The sequence below is a fragment of the Sphingobacterium bovisgrunnientis genome, assembly GCF_009829085.1.
GTDB lineage: Bacteria > Bacteroidota > Bacteroidia > Sphingobacteriales > Sphingobacteriaceae > Sphingobacterium > Sphingobacterium bovisgrunnientis.
The window spans coordinates 1-2,589 of the sequence record NZ_WUQY01000068.1 but is presented as its reverse complement, the minus strand read 5'-3'; the positions used below and the strand labels follow the sequence as shown (position 1 = coordinate 2,589).

Below are 2,589 nucleotides of genomic sequence, written 5' to 3'. Positions count from 1 at the left end.
GCGGTTGAGTAATTTTAGCGAATTAAATATAGCAATCCTTGCTATATAAATCCACCGCCATTTTTCCCTTATTTAGGATTGTTATGACTTTACCAAATAAATTTTAACTTCCTTAAGCAAGAATATTGTATTTAGAGATATATGGCATTTGCTTAATTACAACAGCTGCCGCCCTAAGTACAATTTTGTTTCTAATAGCGTTAATAACACTCATTTTATGCTTTCCTTCCTCCGTTTTTCTTTCAAAATAACATTTGAACTCTGGGTAAAACTGTATCGCGGATAACGCGCAAAGATGAAGCATCTTTTTTAGCTCTTTGTTTGCCATATTACTAACCCTATTCCGCCCCTTAATACTAATCCCACTACTATGTTCAAATGGCACTACACCGGCGTAACTGGCCAGTTGCTTTCCGCTTCTCCTACATGCAAAATTACACGTACAGCAGATAATATAGATTGCTGTCAAGTGACCGATTGTTATGACTTTACCAAATAAATTTTAACTTCCTTAAGCAAGAATATTGTATTTAGAGATATATGGCATTTGCTTAATTACAACAGCTGCCGCCCTAAGTACAATTTTGTTTCTAATAGCGTTAATAACACTCATTTTATGCTTTCCTTCCTCCGTTTTTCTTTCAAAATAACATTTGAACTCTGGGTAAAACTGTATCGCGGATAACGCGCAAAGATGAAGCATCTTTTTTAGCTCTTTGTTTGCCATATTACTAACCCTATTCCGCCCCTTAATACTAATCCCACTACTATGTTCAAATGGCACTACACCGGCGTAACTGGCCAGTTGCTTTCCGCTTCTCCTACATGCAAAATTACACGTACAGCAGATAATATAGATTGCTGTCAAGTGACCGATTCCTGGGACACTTATTAATAAATCATAATTTTTTTTAATCTTTTCATTTTCTGAAACAATTTTTTTTAGTAATGTTTCGATTTTTGAAATCGAATTCGAAATACCCTTAATGGCATCTCTATGAAGGCGTTCTAATATAAGTCTATTATCTATATTGCTTATATTTTTCAATTCATTTAAATAAACTTTGTTGGAGTTAAGTTGAGAAACTAATCTTCTTCTGGAGGCCATTAAATCCTGTATTTGTAATAAAACGGGATCTAATATGCTTGAGGATCTAAGTTCTTCCGCATTTCGATACGCATATTGACACAAACGAATACTATCTACTCTATCATTTTTACCTCTAGCAATACCAAAACTCCATTTTATATGGGCCGCATTACCAATGTGTATTGGTAGATTCTTTTCACAACAGAATGCCCATAACAAACGATGATATATACCTGTATTCTCTATTACTAACAATGTGTTTTCATTCATAGTGACTTTATGTTTTTTTAGCCATTTATGAAACTCCTTAAGTCCCTGAATAGAATTTTCAAATCGTAGTGTCTGGATCTGCTGTTTTTGCTGATCAATCACACACAATAGGGAGGTATCAAAATAGGGCTTTGAAACGTCTATCCCAATAAAGAATTTTGAACAAGTTTTCATATTGATTATTTTTGAAATAGATAATTTTACTAACCATTTTACCCCATCGGTTCAAGTCCTTGATAATGGGTATTTAGCCCTAATTGTTATTTGACCACTAAGGGAAAAAACAGCAGTGGATTATATCCTAAAATAGGCTTGAAAACCTTGACGGTACTAAAATGAGCCACTGCTGTTGGTTAGTTTCTAGAATACAAAATCGTAATCTAATTATATAAATGCAAATCTAAAGGACGGTACTGTGTTCATTTTATTCTTTATTATTCCGCAAAAATAAAGCATGACAGTGGCTTATTAATTGAAAATAGAGTAGAAGAGATGTGTAGTAAGTATCAATACATAATCTATTTTTATTATGAAAAAAGCATACAAAATGTATTGCTGATTTTGGTTATGTTGGCTATATTTGCATCATCGAATTACAAACTATATGTGAGTAAAACGGTGAGTAGTTCTTGAATAAGAAAGTCAATTTATTGATACATAGATATTTGAACGGCGTGATTTTCGTCCTGCCACCCCGACAAAAGCCACTGATAATCAGTGGCTTTTTCTATTTTCGGACTTATTTCGGATAAAAATTACTTATTTTTCAACTTAATATTAAGATAGGTAAGTCTAGATTAGGGTAGTCTCATATAGTGTTTATCTTAGAAATTATAAAAAATCTAGTGGGCTTGGGGTCTTTTTCTTATCAATATCTGTGATATGTGTGTAGATCATGGTAGTCTTGATATTCTCATGACCTAGTAATTCCTGAACAATTCGAATATCAATACCGGACTGAATTAAATGTGTAGCATACGAATGTCGTAACGTATGGACTGTACCTTCGGTTTTGATCTTAGCCATTGATAATGATTTTTTTAAAATAAGCTGAACACTTCTTTCACTATATCGATTTCCTCTTTTCCTTCAAAAAGATAGTCGCTAGGTTTATAAATTAGATAATATTCGCGTAAAATATCTAGCAACTTAGGATCATGTACAAAACCTGTGGACTAAGCAAATAACTTAGTCAATCTGAATAAGAAAAAATTGATATCACGAACCCC

At 33.1% G+C, this 2,589-nt stretch carries 3 protein-coding genes; all 3 read right to left on the bottom strand.

The annotated features are described in order from the left end of the window. Positions 1 to 112 precede the first annotated feature (112 nt). Complete coding sequence (locus GOQ16_RS17080; protein WP_160070402.1) at positions 113 to 469, bottom strand: transposase; 357 nt, start codon at positions 467 to 469, stop codon at positions 113 to 115. 42 nt (positions 470 to 511) lie between these two features. Continuing rightward, entirely contained in the window at positions 512 to 1,534 is a 1,023-nt protein-coding gene (locus tag GOQ16_RS17075) for an IS110 family RNA-guided transposase (protein WP_160070401.1), read from the bottom strand. A 657-nt stretch (positions 1,535 to 2,191) separates the two neighbouring features. Next, positions 2,192 to 2,386, bottom strand: coding sequence for a tyrosine-type recombinase/integrase (locus tag GOQ16_RS17070; protein ID WP_262507984.1), 195 nt, complete (start codon positions 2,384 to 2,386; stop codon positions 2,192 to 2,194). Between the last annotated feature and the right edge of the window lie 203 nt (positions 2,387 to 2,589).